This window comes from Arthrobacter gandavensis (assembly GCF_039528575.1).
In the GTDB taxonomy this organism is placed as follows: Bacteria; Actinomycetota; Actinomycetes; order Actinomycetales; family Micrococcaceae; genus Arthrobacter_B; species Arthrobacter_B citreus_B.
In genome coordinates, this window is sequence record NZ_BAAALV010000001.1 from 372,698 (window position 1) to 388,139 (window position 15,442).

Annotated in this window: 13 protein-coding genes and 1 riboswitch; of the genes, 3 read left to right on the forward strand and 10 right to left on the reverse strand. The window is 65.6% G+C overall.

Annotated elements, in window-relative coordinates:
• Positions 1 to 4: 4 nt before the first annotated feature.
• The 9 genes from ABFX29_RS01745 to ABFX29_RS01785 form a co-directional block, all read right to left on the reverse strand.
• Positions 5 to 886: a shikimate dehydrogenase gene (locus tag ABFX29_RS01745; RefSeq protein ID WP_152227791.1), complete on the reverse strand. Its 882-nt coding sequence runs from the start codon at positions 884 to 886 to the stop codon at positions 5 to 7.
• Positions 887 to 2,248 (reverse strand): endolytic transglycosylase MltG, encoded by a 1,362-nt coding sequence (mltG, locus tag ABFX29_RS01750; protein WP_246167448.1) that lies wholly within the window; start codon positions 2,246 to 2,248, stop codon positions 887 to 889.
• Positions 2,245 to 2,856, reverse strand: coding sequence for a Holliday junction resolvase RuvX (gene ruvX, locus ABFX29_RS01755; RefSeq protein ID WP_152227789.1), 612 nt, complete (start codon positions 2,854 to 2,856; stop codon positions 2,245 to 2,247). The genes mltG and ruvX overlap by 4 nt, the downstream gene beginning before the upstream one ends.
• Positions 2,822 to 5,515: an alanine--tRNA ligase gene (gene alaS, locus ABFX29_RS01760; protein ID WP_152227787.1), complete on the reverse strand. Its 2,694-nt coding sequence runs from the start codon at positions 5,513 to 5,515 to the stop codon at positions 2,822 to 2,824. Before alaS ends, ruvX begins: the two co-directional genes overlap by 35 nt.
• Positions 5,516 to 5,576: 61 nt before the next feature.
• On the reverse strand, positions 5,577 to 5,831 hold the full coding sequence (locus ABFX29_RS01765) for a hypothetical protein (protein WP_387013231.1): 255 nt from the start codon (positions 5,829 to 5,831) through the stop codon (positions 5,577 to 5,579).
• A gap of 36 nt (positions 5,832 to 5,867) precedes the next feature.
• Positions 5,868 to 6,242 (reverse strand): DUF948 domain-containing protein, encoded by a 375-nt coding sequence (locus tag ABFX29_RS01770; protein WP_055240989.1) that lies wholly within the window; start codon positions 6,240 to 6,242, stop codon positions 5,868 to 5,870.
• 197 nt (positions 6,243 to 6,439) lie between these two features.
• A complete protein-coding gene (rpsD, locus tag ABFX29_RS01775; RefSeq protein ID WP_152227785.1) occupies positions 6,440 to 7,066 on the reverse strand; it encodes a 30S ribosomal protein S4 in 627 nt (208 codons plus the stop codon).
• A gap of 265 nt (positions 7,067 to 7,331) precedes the next feature.
• Positions 7,332 to 8,732 (reverse strand): replication-associated recombination protein A, encoded by a 1,401-nt coding sequence (locus ABFX29_RS01780; protein ID WP_420831110.1) that lies wholly within the window; start codon positions 8,730 to 8,732, stop codon positions 7,332 to 7,334.
• Positions 8,733 to 8,836: 104 nt separating this feature from the next.
• On the reverse strand, positions 8,837 to 9,673 hold the full coding sequence (locus ABFX29_RS01785) for a PhzF family phenazine biosynthesis protein (protein WP_152227782.1): 837 nt from the start codon (positions 9,671 to 9,673) through the stop codon (positions 8,837 to 8,839).
• Between the two features lie 132 nt (positions 9,674 to 9,805).
• Between ABFX29_RS01785 and ABFX29_RS01790 the strand changes: the two genes are divergently transcribed.
• From ABFX29_RS01790 to ABFX29_RS01800, 3 genes are all read left to right on the forward strand, one after another.
• Positions 9,806 to 10,240, forward strand: a complete 435-nt coding sequence (locus ABFX29_RS01790) for a hypothetical protein (RefSeq protein ID WP_152227780.1) — start codon at positions 9,806 to 9,808, stop codon at positions 10,238 to 10,240.
• Between the two features lie 124 nt (positions 10,241 to 10,364).
• A riboswitch (SAM riboswitch) is annotated at positions 10,365 to 10,484 on the forward strand.
• A gap of 48 nt (positions 10,485 to 10,532) precedes the next feature.
• The gene (locus ABFX29_RS01795) at positions 10,533 to 11,039 is read left to right on the forward strand and encodes a flavin reductase family protein (protein WP_152227778.1); all 507 of its coding nucleotides are present in this window, start codon (positions 10,533 to 10,535) and stop codon (positions 11,037 to 11,039) included.
• 37 nt (positions 11,040 to 11,076) lie between these two features.
• Positions 11,077 to 11,937, forward strand: coding sequence for a PhzF family phenazine biosynthesis protein (locus ABFX29_RS01800; protein ID WP_152227776.1), 861 nt, complete (start codon positions 11,077 to 11,079; stop codon positions 11,935 to 11,937).
• A 123-nt stretch (positions 11,938 to 12,060) separates the two neighbouring features.
• Here the strand turns inward: ABFX29_RS01800 and ABFX29_RS01805 are convergent, their stop codons facing one another.
• On the reverse strand, positions 12,061 to 15,249 hold the full coding sequence (locus ABFX29_RS01805; protein WP_170287752.1) for a M66 family metalloprotease: 3,189 nt from the start codon (positions 15,247 to 15,249) through the stop codon (positions 12,061 to 12,063).
• Between the last annotated feature and the right edge of the window lie 193 nt (positions 15,250 to 15,442).

Below are 15,442 nucleotides of genomic sequence, written 5' to 3' on the forward strand. Positions count from 1 at the left end.
GCCTTCAGCGCCGGGGCAGTCCCACTGCGTCACACATCACGTTTATGACGGCGGGCTCGTCGCGGAACGCGCTGCCGGTGAACAGGCGCACCTGTTCCACCGCCTGGTAGAGGAGCATTTCGAGTCCGGGCACGATTGTTCCCCCGGCGCTTTCCCAGGCCGCCGCCATCTGGCTGGGCCAGGGGTCGTAGGCAGCATCAAGGAGGACTGCTCCGCTGCGGTCAGCAGCCAGGGTGCGGAACTGATCCGCCAGGGCGTCGGCGCCGCGCGGCGGCAGGGTGCAGATTACGACGTCGGCGGCAGCACAGGCTGCGGCGGCTTCCTCCCAGGGGCGCAGGTTTACCTGCACGCCAAGCCGGCTGCCCACCTGCGCAACGTCTGCCTGCCGCCCGGACGCACCCGCGCCGCGGAAGCTCCGGGCATGGACGTCCACGCTGGTGCAACCCATCCGGGCCAGGGCAGCGACAGCCGCGCAGGCCGTCCCCCCGGCGCCGAGGATGACCCCGCGCGGAGCTTCCCCGGCGCCGGCATGCCGCAGCGCGTTGACGAGGCCAAGGACGTCAGTGTTCCATCCGGTGAGCACAGTCCCGGCGGGTCCGTGGTCAAAGGTGACGGTATTGAGCACACCGAGTGCCTCAGCGAGTGGGTCCAGCCGGTCGACGGCTGCGGCCATCACTGCTTTCAGCGGCATGGTGACGGAGAGCCCGTTCCAATTGGGTTCGGCCCGGACGGCAGCGGCGAATTCCGCCGCTGCCTCCTCCGTAACGTCTATCGCGTCGTAGCTGCAGTCGAAACCCAGATAGTCATAGGCGGCACGGTGAAGCTGGGGCGAACGGGAATGCCCGATCGGGTGTCCCAGTACCGCCGCCCGTTTGCGGACGGACAATTACTCGCACCTTCCAGCTTCCTGGGTGCTGCACCACTGCTGGTATTCGGCAACGTAGCGTCCGTGCTCAGCCAGGGTGGAGGAGAACTTGGTCTCCCCCGAGTCCAGGTTGACCGTGACCCAGTAGAAGTAGGGAACGTCAGCTGGGTTCGCTGCGGCGTCGATCGCCTCTACGCTCGGGGAACCGATCGGCCCCACGGGCAGGCCCGGGTTGGCGTAGGTGTTCCAGCGGTTGGAGGTATCCGCTTTCTCTTCCGGCGTGAGGTTGTAGCTCTTCCGTCCGAGGCCGTACGTGACCGTTGCATCCGACTGGATCAGGCCGTTGGTCTCAGTGTTGTCAGCGCGCAGCCGGTTCTCGATCGCGCCGGCAACCGTCGCGTAATCGGCTTCCCCGGCTTCGGCCTGGATAATGCTCGCCTTGGTGAGGACCCGGTACTGCTCAGCCGGATCGCTCACGCCTGCTTCTTCCAGCGCCGTAAAGGCATTTTGGACCATCTCGGTGATGATCTCCTCGGCCGTCATATCGACCGGGAAGCGGTATTCCCCGGGGAACAGGTACCCTTCCAGGCTCACGGCCTGCTGCGGCAGGCCGAATGCCTGGGGGTTTTGCGCCAGGGCAGTGAACTCCTCCAGCGGGATGCCGGTGGAAGCAACCAGCTCGTCGAAGGTCTCGCTCTGCCGCTGGTCGCGGGGAATGGCAGCGTAGTGGACGGCAGTTCCGCCGTCGCCCAGCAGTGCGCCAAGCGCACCGGACGAACTCATCTGCAGGCGCATTTCGAAGGTGCCCGGCTGGATTTCCCGGCCCTGGGATTCCTGCTGGAAAACTTCAACGAATTTCTTGGAGCTGGCAACGATGTCCTGGCTGGCGAGGTTGTTGCCAATCACCAGCGGACCGTCACCCGGCTGCACCACGAAGGAGACCGTGCCCTCCCCCGGCCCGGGATAGTCCTCGACCTCGTTCATGCCGAGGAGATCGCGCAGGAAAACCGTCAGTCCGAAGACAACACCGGCAAAAACGGCAAGCACGGCAATCATGACCACGGTGCGGCGGCGCCGGCGGCGCTGCTTTTCCCGGGACGGGCGGCGGCTGCGCCTGCTCGGCGCAGCTTCCTCTTCGGCGAAGAAGTTCTGGACGGCGGGGGCAGCCTCCTGGTGCTGCCCGCCGGCGTAGGCATCCGCATGCGCCTCGGCCTGCCGGGAGTACCGGACGTCCTGATAGGTGTCATCTTCGTACCGGACGTCGTCGGCAGGCGGGTCCGGATACCGGGTGTCCACATACTCCTCGCCGGCATAGCCGTCAGCGGCCGGTTCGTGGTCCGGACGCTCTCCCGTTCCGTAGGGGTCGGGGTACCTGTGGCTCACGACGGCTTGTCGCTTTCGGGGCGGCGTTCCTCGAAAATAGTTGGCTCCTCGTTCGGGGCCGGAACAGCAGAATGCGTGCTCCGGCGCAGTGTGACCGGCACCCCCACATCGCGTCCCAGGGAACGCTGCATGTCGATGGCCTGCTGCAATATACCCACAGCGGCCACTTGGTCTACTACTCTACGGTGATTTCGTGTCTCCAAGCCAGCTTCACGCAGTGAGCGGTGGGCACTGACAGTGCTCAGGCGCTCGTCAATGAGCCGGACCGGAACAGTGAGTCCTGCCTTGTCCAGGGCCTGCACCAAGGCCTGGGCGTAGTCCCTGGCCATCGCCGTGGAGGCGGTTTCCGTGCCCTTCATGCTCTGCGGCAGGCCGACGAAGAACTCGACGGTCCCCCGCTCAGCGGCTTCGCGGACCAGGACCTGGATGTCGCTGTTCTTCTTGGCATCGCGTTTCAGCGTGCGGACGGGAGTGGCCAGCAGGCCGTCGGGGTCGCATGCTGCGACCCCGACGCGTGCCAGTCCAACGTCGACGCCGATTTTGGTTCCGCGCGGATAGCCGGACACTGTGGCGCTAGCCCCGGTTCGCCACCGCTGCGCGGATGGCATCGAGCGCCTCGGAGATCTTGGCGGCATCGGCGCCGCCGCCCTGGGCGACGTCGTCCTTGCCTCCGCCGCCGCCCCCGAGGACGCCGGCAGCAGTCTTGACCAGCGCACCGGCCTTGACTCCGGCTTCCCGGGCCGCCTCGTTCGTGGCGACAATGACCACCGGACGTCCGTTGGCCGCACCGGCAACGGCAACCACGGCCGCTTCGCTGCCCAGCCTGGACCGCAGGTCCAGTGCCAGGGTCCGCAGGTCGTCGGCACCGGAGACGGTGCCGGCGTCGTGGGCCAGCAGCCGGACGCCGTCAATGTCCACGGCGGATCCCAGCAGTGCTGCCGCGGAGGCTGCGAGCTGCTCGCGGCGCAGGCGCTCGAGTTCCTTTTCGACCTGCTTCAGTTTGGCCAGGGTCGCTGCGACGCGCTCCGGGACCTGGACGGAGGGAACCTTGAGCAGTTCGGAGAGTTCGTTCACCAGGGCGCGCTCGGCGGCCAGGTGGCGGAAGGCGTCCATGCCGACGAACGCTTCCACGCGGCGGTTGCCTGAACCCACGGACTGTTCGCCCAGCAGGGTCAGGCTGCCGATCCGGGATGTGGAGTCAACGTGCGTGCCGCCGCAGAGCTCACGGGACCATTCGCCGTCGATCTCCACTACGCGCACCTGGTCGCCGTAGGCTTCCCCGAACAGTGCCGTGGCGCCGAGGGCCTTGGCGTCAGCCAGGGACATGATCTTCGTTTCGACCTTGTGGTTGCTGCGGATGGCCAGGTTGGAGACCTCTTCGATCTCGGACTTGGCAGCCGCGGAGAGGCCTTCGCCCCAGGAGAAGTCGAACCGCAGGTAGCCGGCCTTGTTGAAGGAACCGCGCTGGAGCGCTTCCGGGCCGAGGATCTGGTGCAGGGCGGCGTGCACAATGTGCGTGCCGGAGTGTGCCTGCTCGGCGGCGTGGCGCTGCTCGGCGTCGACCGCTGCCTGGGCCAGGGCACCGGCGGAGATTTCGCCTTCGCGGACCACGGCCTTGTGGACGGTGAGTCCCTTGACCGGGCGCTGGACGTCGGAGACCTCGACCACGAAGCCGTCGCCGGTGATGAGTCCGACGTCGGCAGCCTGGCCGCCGGCCTCCGCATAGAACGGGGTTTCGTCCAGGACCAGCTCGATTTCGGTTCCCTGGCCTGCGTAGGAGACGGATTTGCCGTTGGAGACGATGCCGCGGACCGAAGATTCGGTCCGCAGTTCGTCGTAGCCGGTGAACACGGTGTTGCCGGCCTTGAGGAGTTCGTTGAACACGGACATGTCCGAGTGGCCGTGCTTCTTGCCGCGGGCGTCAGCCTGGGCGCGCTTGCGCTGTTCCTGCATCAGGGACCGGAAGCCGGCCTCGTCCACCTTCAGGCCCGCTTCCTCGGCCATCTCCAGGGTGAGGTCGATCGGGAAGCCGTAGGTGTCATGCAGGGCAAAGGCGTCGGCGCCGGAAAGCGGACGCCCGGCAGCCTTGGATTCCTGCACGGCAACTTCAAGGCGTTCGGTGCCGGAGGCGATGGTGCGCAGGAACGCCTTTTCCTCGGCGTACGCGATCCGGGAGATGCGCGCGAAGTCGGTCTCGACTTCCGGGTAGGTGCCCTTCATGGCGTCGCGGGAGACGGGCAGCAGCTCGGGCAGCACAGCGGTTTCCACGCCGAGCAGGCGCATGGCGCGCACGGCGCGGCGGATCAGGCGGCGCAGCACGTAGCCGCGGCCTTCGTTGGAGGGGGTGACGCCGTCGGAGATCAGCATGAGGGCTGAGCGGATGTGGTCGGCCACAACGCGCATCTTCACGTCGTCGGCGTGATGCGGGTCAGAGGGATCTTCCGCGGAGGTGTAGGCCTTGCCGGAGAGTTCGGCGGCCTTGTCCAGGACGGGGCGGACCTGGTCCGTCTCGTACATGTTTTCGACGCCCTGCAGGATCATGGCGAGGCGTTCCAGGCCAAGGCCGGTGTCGATGTTCTTCTGCGGCAGTTCGCCGGCGACGTCGAAATCGGTCTTGGAGCGCACCTCGGAGAGCTGGTACTGCATAAAGACCAGGTTCCAGATCTCGATGTAGCGGGTCTCGTCAACGGCCGGGCCGCCTTCGAGGCCGTATGCCGGGCCGCGGTCGTAGTAGATCTCGGAGCAGGGACCGCCGGGGCCGGCCTGGCCGGTGTTCCAGTAGTTGTCTGCCTTGCCGGTTCCGATGATGCGGTCGTTGGGAACGCCGATCTTGTCCCGCCAGATTGCGCGGGCCTCGTCGTCGCGCTCGTCGCCGTCTTCGTAGACAGTGACCCAGAGGCGCTCGGGATCCAGGCCGTAGCCGCCCTCTTCAACCGGGCTGGTCAGCAGCTCCCAGGCGAAGGTGATGGCGTCTTCCTTGAAGTAGTCCCCGAAGGAGAAGTTGCCGGCCATCTGGAAGAACGTACCGTGGCGGGCAGTCTTGCCGACCTCTTCGATGTCCGCGGTGCGGATGCACTTCTGGACGCTGGTGGCCCGGCTGTAGGGAGGGGTTTCGCGCGCGGTGAGGTATGGGATGAAGGGCACCATGCCCGCGACGGTGAACAGCAGCGAGGGGTCGTTGGTGACGAGCGACGCGGAGGGAACGACCGTGTGGCCCTTCCTGCTGAAGAAATCCAGCCAGCGGCGTGCGATCTCGTGGGACTTCATGGTGTTTCTTACCCTTCTGGTAAATCAATGCCGCGCAGGGCAGCTGCGCGGCGGGAGAAAGTCAGCGCCGGGCTGAGGACATGGTCTGGGACACCGTGTCCGTGGTGTCCAGGCCCAGGGCGGAACGGAGCTCGCCCTCGCGGGTGGTCATGGCGTCACGGAAGGCATCGGTGAAATCGTGCAGGGCGTCGGCGGCGGTGCCGACGGCCCGGTTGAGCCCGGCCGGGCCGAGGCTTTCCTTGGCGTCGGAGATGCGCCGAACCGCAATAACGCCGATGGTGATGCCGATCGACATCCAAAAGACACGCTTAATCATGTGCTGCTCCTGTGGTGGACTGGATGGCGGAAGGCCCTAGCGGCTGCGGCGTCCGCGCCCGGCGGGCCGGCGGGAGGCCAGGGCAGTACGGACTCCATAGGTGAACGCGGATACCTTGATCAGCGGGGAACCCACGGTGGCGGCGACCAGGGACGTGAGCGCGGAGACGTTGGCAGAGGCGTCGGAGACGTTCGAGGAAATGCCGTCAACCTTCTGCAGCTGCAAATTGGTGGTGGAGACCGTTGTGGTGACCTCGTCAATCAGCGGAGTGGTCTCGTCGCTGAGGGTCTTGATCGATCCGCGAAGCTCGTCGAACACCTTCCCAAGCTTGAGGATGGGGACGGCCAGCAGCGCAACCAGCACGGCAAAAACCCCGGCTGCGATCAGACCGGCAATATCTCCACCTGACATGGTTCTCCTTGGGTTGTTTTCGAAGAGTTTCCGCTATGTACCTTACCCATTGACGGGACCGGACACTTACTTGGCGGCGGCGCGTTCTGTACCCGGCAGGTTCGCGGACACCGCCGGGAAACGAAACAGCCCGCGGCACGGGGCCGCGGGCTGTTCCATTTCGCCATACCTCCCGCAAAAGCGGGAAGAGAGTCGAATTAGCGTGCGTAGTATTCCACCACGAGCTGCTCTTCGCAGGTCACGGGGATTTCCGAGCGCTTCGGGCGGCGAACCAGGCGAGCCTGCAGCTTGTCCAGGGAGACATCCAGGTAACCCGGAACAGCGGGCAGGACGTCGCGGTGGGCGCCGGCAGCGGCAACCTGGAACGGCGTCATGGTCTCGCTGCGCTGGTGCACATGGATGAGCTGGCCTTCGGACACGCGGAACGACGGGCGGTCCACGCGGGCGCCGTCAACCATGATGTGGCGGTGCACAACCAGCTGGCGGGCCTGGGCGATCGTCCGGGCGAAGCCGGCACGCAGCACGAGGGCGTCAAGACGCATCTCGAGAAGCTCGATCAGGTTTTCACCGGTCAGACCGGCGGTGCGGCGGGCTTCCTCGAAGACACGGGTCATCTGTGCTTCGCGGATGCCGTACTGTGCGCGCAGGCGCTGCTTTTCGCGCAGGCGGACTGCGTAGTCGCTGTCCTGCTTGCGGCGTGCGCGGCCGTGCTCACCCGGGGGGTAAGGCCGGCGCTCGAAGTACTTTGCTGCCTTGGGGGTCAAAGCAATGCCGAGGGCGCGCGAAGCGCGGGCCTGACGGCGTGCACGTGTGTTGTTAGCCACGTTCACCTTTCACTGTTTTGGCGGTCTTGCCGCACGCACCGGGAAAACCCGCTGTGCGCGGCTAATACGTAGTCACTGGCCTCCATTAGGGAGAGCTCCGGCCAACCGCTGCCTTCTGCTGCAACGCAGTTACCGGACACAGTTCCACCCCGTCCGGAAGTGAATCCGGCTGGTACGTGGGATTGTCCGGCAGTGCGCTTGCCAGTCAACCATCAATCCTAGCATGCGCGGGCCTGCGGGGTGCGGGCGTGCGGCGCCGCGGACCCTACTTTCCGCGGATGATGCCGCGCAGGCGTTCCAGCCGTGCCGCAATATCCCGTTCCGCCCCGTTGGCGGTGGGTTTGTAGTAGTCCTTGCCCACCAGGTCGTCCGGGGCGTACTGCTGCTTGGCGATGCCGTGCGGCTCGTCATGGGAATAGATGTAGCCCTTGCCGTGCCCCAGCTGCTTGGCACCGGGGTAGTGGGCGTCGCGCAGGTGCGCCGGAACGCCTGTCCCGTATCCGGCACGTACATCCGCTGTGGCAGCACCGATCGCCTTGTAGGACGCGTTGGACTTTGGCGCGGTGGCAATGTGCACCACCGCTTCGGCCAGGATCAGCCGGCCTTCGGGCATACCGATCATCTGCACGGCCTGGGCTGCGGCCACCGCCGTCTGCAGCGCCGTCGGGTCCGCCATGCCAACGTCTTCCGCGGCGGAGATCATCAGCCGGCGGGAGATAAAGCGTGGGTCCTCCCCCGCCTCAAGCATTTTGGCCAGATAGTGCAGGGCAGCGTCCACGTCGGATCCGCGCAGGGACTTGATGAAGGCGCTGGTGACGTCATAGTGCTGGTCGCCGGCCCGGTCGTAGCGCAGTGCGGCGACGTCGAGGGCCTGTTCGGCGTGTGCCAGCTCCACGGTGGGGACAGCGACGTCGGGGTCGCGTTCGGAGTACGCGACGCCGGCAGCGGCCTCCAGTGCGGTCAGCCCTCGGCGGGCGTCCCCGGCAGCCAGGCGCACCAGGTGCTCCAGGGCTTCGCCGCTAAGTTCCACCCGCCCGGCCAGGCCCCGCTCGTCCTCGACTGCACGCACCAGCAGCCCGGAGATATCCGCTTCGGTCAGGGGCTTGAGGGTCAGGAGCAGGGACCGGGAAAGCAGCGGGGAAACCACCGAGAAGGACGGGTTTTCGGTGGTGGCTGCGATCAGGACAACCCACCGGTTCTCCACGCCGGGCAGAAGGGCGTCCTGCTGGGCCTTATTAAAACGGTGGATTTCATCCAGGAACAGGACGGTGGTGATGCCGTGCAGGTCCCGTGCCGTCAGCGCCTCATCCATGACCCGGCGGACGTCCTTGACGCCGGAGGTGATTGCCGAGAGTTCCACGAATTTACGGCCGGGACCACGGGCAACGACGTGCGCCAGGGTGGTCTTGCCGGTGCCCGGTGGGCCCCAGAGCATCACCGAGGAAGGGCCGGCCGGCCCTCCCTGAGGTGCTTCGGCGAGGGTGCGCAGCGGTGACCCGGGTGCCAGGAGGTGCTGCTGGCCGACAACCTCGTCCAGGCTGCGGGGGCGCATGCGTACAGCAAGGGGGCTGCGCGGGCGCTGCCGTGAGTCGCCGTCCGCTGTGGCGTCGTCGTCGTCGTGGTCCTGCAGGTTCTGATCCTCGCCGCTGTTGAACAAGTCATTCACGCTTCAAGGCTACCCGTGCCATCGAGATGACACTTACGGCTCCTTTCAGCGCTGAAAAGAGCCGTAAGTGTCATCTCGATGGGCATGATGCACTAGATGGACTGTTAGAGGGAAACCGATCCGTCGATGCAGGTGACGGACTCGCCGCCAATCCAGATCCGTCCTTCGCGGGTGAAGACGCGGACCAGTCCGGAGCGGTGGACGGCGGTGCCCTGCGTGACGGTATAGCGTTCCTCCGCGATGCCCTCGCCGATCAGCCACTGGGCGAGTCCGGCGTTGAGGCTGCCGGTGACCGGATCCTCGGAGACGCCGAGGCCGGGCGCGAAAGCACGGACTTCGAAGTCCGTCTCCGCTGCTTCAGGCTGGGGTCCGATCACGCCGACGCGCAGGTCGCCGATCGCGGCGTGGTCGGGGCGCAGCGAGAGCACCGTCTCGGCGTCGGGCAGCAGGAGTCCCAGCCAACCGGGACCGTTATCCACCCACTGATGGCCGCGGATCTGGTCCGCAGTGAGTCCCAGCGCGGCCGTTACCCGGGCCAGGGTGCCCTCCTCCACCGGCCCGGTGCGGATCAGCCGGGGCGCTGCAAAGGCGGCCAGACCGGCGTTGACGCGAAGAGGAACCAGTCCGATTCCGCATTCCTGCACGACCAGTCCGGCCTTCATCGGGGTGTTCCCGGCCTCGGTCCATGCGTGGCAGGTTCCCAGCGTCGGGTGCCCCGCAAAGGGGATCTCCCCGCCCGGCGTGAAGATCCGCACCCGGTAGTCCGCTTCCTCCTGCGTCGCCGGGAGGATAAAGGTGGTTTCGGAGAGGTTCGTCCAGCGGGCGAACTGCAGCATCGCGTCGTCGTCGAGGTCTTCCCCGTCCAGCACCACGGCCAGCGGGTTGCCCTGGTAAGGCTTGCTGCCGAAGACGTCTACCTGTTTGAACCAGCGTTGTCTCATGCGGACACTGTAATAGCTGGCCCCGCGTGCGCGGAAAGGCGTGCCGGTGGTGCCGTTAGGCTCTACACATGAGAAAGCGGCAGAACCTCTTCCGCCGCACCAAAGCACAGGGCACTACAGACGGGAACAAGAGTGAAGCGAAGTATTGATCAGGACTTCCCGGAGGTGGTTCCTGACCACTACAACACCACGTGGGTTGCGGGAGGCCTCAGCTACGCCGGTGAGTATCTTGGCCCGGATGATCACAGTCCATTCCCGGTCTACGTTTCAATGCACCATCACGGTGACCGGTCGAAGCAGGGCAACGAGGGTGGTGTGGACCCGGCGGATGTTCCGCACCTCGATACCCACCCCGCACGGTTCAGCGAGTCCTGCACGGAGGAGGACAAAGCCAGGATCAGCCGCTACATCTATCTGTCGATGACGCGCATGCCGCATGACGGTGGCTGGGACTACAGTGTTCGAATTGATTTCAAAATGAACCGCGACTGGAACGATGTGGTGGGTCTGGTGAACCAGTACCTTCCCGAAGGGTACGTGCTCGACAATTACTGGGTCGGCCTGTAGGCGGCACTGGGACAAATCCGGGCGCCCACCGGTTAAGTACGCCCGTTACGAACTGTTGCCCGGCATTGCCGATATGTGACGGACGTTTGCCCCGGGACATCATGGCTCCTAGATTGGTAGCCAGAATCAAGAGTTCCAGCCACAGGCCCTGGCCGGCTGGACGGCAACCCTCTCGCCGTAGCGGGGTGCTCCAGGTGACGATTCGGCCGTTCCGGTGGATCTCCCGGTCCGGCAAGTACAGCGTCTTCCGCGGTATTGCGCCGCGGGCTGCGCGTCAGGCAGAGGAATCTCCATGACACTTGAAACCGATCTCCAGCCCAACGCACTGCGCCAGGCCTTTGGGCGCTTCCCCTCCGGAATCGCAGCGCTCTGCGCCGAAGTCGACGGCGCACCGCAGGGAATCGTGGCCTCTTCCTTCACCGTGGGCGTTTCGATGGATCCGCCCCTGGTCATGTTCGCGGTGCAGAATACTTCCCGCACCTGGCCGCTGCTTCGGACTGCGGTCCGGATCGGCGTGTCCATCCTGGGCACGGGGCACGACGGCGTCTGCCGCCAGATCGCTTCCCGCGACGGCGACCGCTTCGCCGGGCTGAGCCTGCACGAAGCCGACACCGGCGCCCTGTTCCTGGATGAGGCCGCCCTCTGGCTTGAAACGTCGGTTGAGAACGAGGTTCCGGCCGGGGACCACGCCGTCGTCCTGCTCCGCGTGCACGGCTACTCAACCCACGACGGCGCACATGAGCCGCTCGTCTTCCACGGCTCGGCGTTCCGGAATCTCGCGGTTCCGGCATTCGCCTGAGTCGCCCGCGGTCCGGGCGCCTCACTAAGCTCAAACAGTGACTTCCGAAACTCCCGTATCCACCAGCCGACCGTTCGTCCAGGTCGATGTGTTCAGCCCCGACCCCTTAGGCGGCAACCCGCTCGCCGTCGTTCTCGATGCATCCGGCCTCACCACCGCCCGGATGCAGCAGTTCGCGAACTGGACCAACCTGGCAGAGACCACTTTCCTGCTGCCCCCGTCTGATCCGCTGGCGGACTATCGGGTGCGAATATTCACTCCCACCGAGGAGCTGCCGTTCGCCGGGCATCCCACCCTTGGCTCTGCCCATGCCTGGCTTGAAGCCGGAGGGAAACCCCGGCAGGAGGGCACACTTGTCCAGGAATCAGCAGCCGGCCTGGTACGGATCAAGACGGACGACGCCGGCCTGCTGGCTTTTGCGGCTCCGCCGCTGACACGGTTCGGACCTGTTGCGGAAGAGGCGCTGGACCGCGTGGCCGCCGGCCTGGGGCTGCCCCGCGAGGCACTGCGGGATGCCGCCTGGCTGGTCAACGGTCCGGAGTGGATCGGTGTGCTGCTCGACTCGGCAGAGCAGGTACTGGCCGTACGGCCCGACTACCCCGCCATGGCCGGTTTGGCCGTCGGTGTCATCGGCCCGCATCCCGACGGCGCCGCCACCACGTTTGAAGTACGCACCTTCATCGCCGATGAGCTTCCCTGCGAGGACCCGGTGACGGGCAGTTTCAATGCCGGGGTGGCCCAGTGGCTGATGGGCAGCGGCCGGGCACCGTCGTCGTACGTCGCCGCCCAGGGGACGGTCCTTGGCCGAACCGGACGCGTCCATGTTGAAGCTGACGGGGAAGACATCTGGGTTGGCGGGCAGTGCACTACCCTCATCGCCGGGACTCTCAGGATCTGACGCAGCGGATCGGTCCGGTTTGGGAAAACTCTCCGTTCCTGCACATCTCGGCGGTGGTACGGATTCAACCGCCGCCTCAGCGGCGCACGCCCTGCGTCAGGACGGGCACCGCTGAGCACTCAGCTAGGCATCGAGTCCCAGCCGGAACAGCACGGCCAGGCTGCCCGAATTCAGCCTGGCCAGGCCCGGATTTGAAGCTGTCTGGAGTCCGGTCCAGATTTGGTTTGCCCCGTCGTTCCTCGAGTACATCCCGGCGAACCCTCTCTCCCGGTAGAAGTCGAGGTAGCTCGAGACAGCGCTTTTGATGTGCCCGTCAGCCTCCGGAAGCCATACCTGGGATCCGTCAGCCGGAGAGCACGGGGCTGCCTTCACCGGGGTTGCCGGCACCAGGCACAGGTCAGGGCGGGCCTGGCTGTGGATGGCACCCCGGGCGTCCATAAACCAGCGCTGCGCGTCAGTATCCGCGCAGGGGTTCTTGCTGATGGGGACGGTTACGCCGAGGTCCTCCCCCAACACCAGGCAGTGGCCGTTGTTGACCTGCAGTCGGCTGCCCTCCGGCAGGAACCTCTCCTGGTTTTCCATAAAGCCGTTCGCTGCCAGGAGGGACTTGAGCTGTGCATTCGCAGCCGGATCCCCGGCTTCAAGGGCTGCACCGTTCACCTGGATAAACGCATCCGTTGACGCAGCCGCGAAATCCAGGCCGGCGAGGGTCGCCAGGCTGCCTGCGCTCAGCAGAGCCATGCCGGGACTCCCAGCCGCAGCCAGGCCGGTCCAGATCTGGTTCGCTCCGGTCCCCTTCCCGTACATTCCTGCTATTCCCTGGTGGCGGTAGAAGTCCAGGTAACTGGAGACAGCGCTCTTGAGGTGTCCGTCAGCCTCCTGGATCCAGACCTGGGTTCCGGCGGTCCGCGCACAAGGCGCGGTGCTCACCGGTGTTCCGGGCACCAGGCACAGATCCGGGCGCAGTTCGCTGTGAATGGCTCCGCGTGCGTCCTGGAACCAGCGCTGTGACGCTGTATCGGCGCACAGGGTTTTGTCCCGGGGCACGGTGACGCCAAGGTCCTCACCCAGCACCAGGCAATGGCCGCCGTCGACCAGCAGCCGCCCGCCCGCCGGCAGCACCTGGGTGGGGCTCTCAGTGAAGCCGGCCGAGGTCAGCAGGGCGAACAGTTCTGCCGTCGCGGCCGCATCTGCGGCATCAAGCCGTTCCTGGTTGAGCTGGATGAATGCGTCCACCGAGGCGGCAGACTCAGTCTGGGCCAGGACGGATTCGGCAATTGCGCGGGCGGCCGGGGTGAGTGGCCCCAGGTTGTCCTTCCAGCTGGCCAGGAGGACGGCGCCGTCGGTATCCAGCACCGGGGCGGGCCGGCCTGCCACGGCCTGCAGCTTGGCCTCAAGTTCCGGCAGTTCAACGGCGCGGAGGGCTTCGTACCCGGCCTCCTGGCCAATAACGACGGCGGGACGCAGCGGTTCCTGGTCCGCAGCGATCGAAATCGAGTTGCCCAGCTTGGTGGTTATCCCGTTGGTCCGGCAGTAGATCGACGCCCCTGAGGGCTGGTCCGTGTGGGCCAGGTTGACGTTGAACTGCTTCACGCCGTCACCCGCCTGCAGGGCCGTCTTATCCACCCGGCCGTCGGCGAAGGTGACCTCCAGCCAGCAGCGGCGGGTCGAATCGGTGGCCGCGGTGTCCGCCTGGGGAAGGCTGAACACGTTGCCATAGTTGCTGCGGAAAGCCGGATAGAGAACTGTCTGCTCAGGTTTGGCGGGGTTGTACCCGCCCAGCAGGGTGTAGACCGGCACTCCTACCTGCTCGGGCCGGGGTGAGGAGAACGCCGGTGTCTTCACCTTCGCGTCGACGTATTTTCCGGCGGCGGCGTCCCAGTCCCGGTACCCGCTGGGATAGGCGAGGTCCGGCACCACGGTGCGCAGGGAACGCTGCGTGATGTCGGTGCTGTAGCCGGTGACGTGGGTGTAGCGGGAAAGGGTGCTGGAGTTGCTTCCGCCGGACATGGTGTCACGGTGGTAGTTGTAGAGGCCCTGGTAGTTCTGCGTGAACTTGCCGGCGCTCAGGTCGAATCCTTCGGCAGTGAAGGCCGTGTTCGAGGACAGGTTTGAACGCATCCGGTCCCGGTAGGCAATGTAGCCCCAGCCGCTTTCACTGTGGTGGCTGGCGTTGATCACCCGGTCGTCGCCCTGCTTGGAAGTGTCGACTCCCGGGTAGTGTCCCAGGCCGTAGGAGTGGCCGAGTTCGTGGCTGAGCTCGTTGCCCACGGAGTCATACAGGGTTGCCATGCCATTGCCGCCGCTGAGCCCGTGCTTGTGCACCCCGTTGGCGTAGTTCCCGGCCGAGTGGTGAATGATCCGCTGGTTGAAGGTGCCGGGCTGCCGCTGGTCCATGGGTCCGCTGGTGGTGCCGAAATTCGCCAGGTTGATGCCCGTGCTGACTTGCGCCTTGCCGACGTTCTCGCGCAGGTCCCCGGAATAAACATCTCCGTTGACGGCGCTTTTTTCCGCATAGATCACTCCGGAGGCAACAATGACTTTTTCAAGCCGGACCGGTTCATAGACGGCCATGGTGAGTTTGGAGACCGGAATTGTCTGGAAGTAGTCGGAACCCGACTTCTCCGGCTCGTTGAACATGTAATGGCCGCTGGACTGGGGGTAATCGGTCAGCATGCCAAGCTGAATTGAACTGATGATCAATTCCGCCGGAGCTGCGAATTCGATGCTGTCCCTCCCCAGCACGCCGCTGCCTTTATCCGTACCGAAGGTCAGTTCCAGTCCGGGCTTCATCCAGTTCCAGGGCAGCTCCGCAGTCCAGGCCGTCGAGGAATAGGCGACATCCGGCCTGTTCTGCGTAATGTTCATGTCCGAGCGGGGAATCTGTGCCGGCGGTGCCAGCTCCATAGTCCCCTGCAGCACCCCGTCCACGGTGGCGGTGACGCTGGCCTGCGCCGCCCCGGACAGCGGTGAGAAGAGAACCAGTGCAGCCCGGTCCGTGACCAGGGACGGCATTTTCGCCACGGTGTTCCCTGCCGGATTGACCGTGTGGCTCTGGGCGAATTGAACCTGGCCCTGGAGAGTGCCGGTGAGGTCATTCCGAAGTTCACGCACGGCTCCGGACGCCGTTGTGTCGTAGAAGCCGGCTATGTCCAGCGGAAGCTGGGGCGCCGCGGAACCGGCGGTTGCCGCGTCCTCCCCGGCGGTGCGCGGTACGTCCGTGGCGAATCCGGTGATGCCCAGGACCAGGGCAGCGCTCAGCGACGCCGTAGTCAGTCGGATCCCCAGGTGCTGCGTTTTTTGAGACTTCATTCGTATTCCTAGCTCGCCCGCGGTCATTCGACGATGTGACAGATAGCCGGTGCGGACAGAAAATAATCGCCTTAAGGACACTACGAATGAAGACCCAGCCGCCGGAATAGCGAACGCCTAAAAGAGGCTGCGCATTAGCAAAATAGCCTAAAAACGCCAAGCATGCTTTCCTTTTACCGTTTACCGGAAAGCA

Bases quoted from the DNA above. Each gene is read 5' to 3' on its own strand.
- ABFX29_RS01785 (WP_152227782.1), bottom strand. From the start codon at position 9,673: ATGAGACAACGCTGGTTCAAACAGGTAGACGTCTTCGGCAGCAAGCCT.
- alaS (WP_152227787.1), bottom strand. From the start codon at position 5,515: ATGAAGTCCCACGAGATCGCACGCCGCTGGCTGGATTTCTTCAGCAGG.
- ABFX29_RS01765 (WP_387013231.1), bottom strand. From the start codon at position 5,831: ATGATTAAGCGTGTCTTTTGGATGTCGATCGGCATCACCATCGGCGTT.
- ruvX (WP_152227789.1), bottom strand. From the start codon at position 2,856: ATGCCATCCGCGCAGCGGTGGCGAACCGGGGCTAGCGCCACAGTGTCC.
- ABFX29_RS01770 (WP_055240989.1), bottom strand. From the start codon at position 6,242: ATGTCAGGTGGAGATATTGCCGGTCTGATCGCAGCCGGGGTTTTTGCC.
- ABFX29_RS01795 (WP_152227778.1), top strand. From the start codon at position 10,533: ATGACACTTGAAACCGATCTCCAGCCCAACGCACTGCGCCAGGCCTTT.
- ABFX29_RS01805 (WP_170287752.1), bottom strand. From the start codon at position 15,249: ATGAAGTCTCAAAAAACGCAGCACCTGGGGATCCGACTGACTACGGCG.